Source organism: Pseudotenacibaculum sp. MALMAid0570 (assembly GCF_040151415.1).
In the GTDB taxonomy this organism is placed as follows: domain Bacteria; phylum Bacteroidota; class Bacteroidia; order Flavobacteriales; family Flavobacteriaceae; genus Polaribacter.
The window spans coordinates 1-1731 of record NZ_JBDKWF010000029.1 but is presented as its reverse complement, the minus strand read 5'-3'; the positions used below and the strand labels follow the sequence as shown (position 1 = coordinate 1731).

General features: G+C 34.1%; 2 protein-coding genes. Both read left to right on the top strand.

Annotation, left to right across the window (positions count from 1 at the left end):
• Nucleotides 1-1296: heavy metal translocating P-type ATPase (locus AAON49_RS00145; protein WP_349551740.1), on the top strand; the 1296-nt coding region annotated here is incomplete at its 5' end.
• A 32-nt stretch (nucleotides 1297-1328) separates the two neighbouring features.
• Nucleotides 1329-1731: HYC_CC_PP family protein (locus AAON49_RS00140; protein WP_349551739.1), on the top strand; the 403-nt coding region annotated here is incomplete at its 3' end.

Here is a 1731-nt window from a genome sequence, read left to right as displayed (position 1 = left end):
AGTATCAATTTAGAAAGTGTTATTGAAGTTGAAGTAACCAATACCTTTGAAGATAGTTCTATTGCCAGAATATTGGATTTGGTTCAAAATGCTACTGCTCGTAAATCCAAGACAGAACTATTCATCAGGCAGTTCGCACGTATCTATACACCCATTGTTGTCTTTTTGGCTATTGGTGTTACATTCATTCCTTATTTTTTTGTAGACGATTATGTATTTAGAGATTGGTTATATAGAGCCCTAATTTTCTTGGTTATTTCTTGTCCTTGTGCATTGGTCATTTCTATTCCATTGGGTTATTTCGGTGGATTGGGAGCAGCTTCAAAAAATGGAATATTATTTAAAGGAGCTTCATTTTTAGATGCAATGACCAAGATAAATACATTGGTAATGGATAAAACAGGAACTGTTACCAAAGGTGTTTTCAAAATCAAGGAAATCAAGGTCATAGGCTGGGGAGAATCTGAATTTATTAAATACCTAATGGCTATGGAAGAACAATCCTCGCATCCAATAGCAAAAGCCATTATGGAGTACAAAGAAAATGGTGATGACTATGATGCAAAAGAAGTATCTGAAATTGCAGGTAAAGGTTTAAAAGGTATTATAAACGGTAAAATTGTTTTAGTTGGAAATAAAGCATTGATGATTGCTAATGATATTACTATTCCAAATGAAACAGATTCTATAGTAGAATCAATAGTGTTGGTTTCAATTGACAATACATTTGCGGGTTATGTGGTGATAGCGGATGAATTAAAAGAGGATGCAAAAGAAACGATTACGGAATTGCATAATGTTGGTGTCAAAAATATTATGATGCTTTCTGGTGATAAAAATTCCATTACCCAACAAGTTGCCAAGGAATTAAATATTGAGCATGCTAAAGGTGGTTTATTGCCAGAAGATAAATTAAATGAAGTAGAAACTTTAAAGAAAAATCCTGAAAACAAAGTAGCTTTTATAGGTGACGGCATTAATGATGCACCAGTTTTGGCAGCAAGTAATGTTGGTATTGCAATGGGTGGCTTGGGTAGTGATGTCGCAATAGAAACAGCAGATGTCATTATTCAAACAGACCAACCTTCAAAAGTAGTTAGAGCAATTAAAATAAGTCGTTCCACTCGTAAAATCGTTTGGCAGAATATTATTTTAGCTTTTGGTATTAAAGTCATTGTATTGATTTTAGGAGCAGGTGGTTTAGCTACAATGTGGGAAGCAGTTTTTGCAGATGTGGGAGTCGCATTGTTGGCTATTTTGAACGCTATACGGTTACAACGAATGAGTTGGAGCTAAGTGCTTTTTTAAATTAAACTTCTGTTAAAAAAATGAGTTTGTTGAAAATTCATACCTTTGTAGTCTTAATGAAAAAAGCAATTCATAAAATATCTGCATTTCTCATGGCATTGGTTGTATTAATGTCAACAATGTCATTCACAGTGAGTATGCACTATTGTCAAGGTGAATTAGTAGATACTGCAATTTTTCAGAAAGCTCATGACTGTGGTATGGAAATGAGTGATGAAAGCAGTATGAAAATGGAAGGATGCTGTAATGACCAAGAAATTAGTATTGAAGGTCAAGATGAGCTAAAACTCCCTGTTGCAGATTTGAACCTTGACCAACAGGTTTTTGTTGCCGCTTTTATTCATTCCTGCATTGAATTATTTCAAACCACTGAAAAAAGAAAAAATTCTTTTTTTGATTATCCCCCTCCTTTTATCGTCAGGC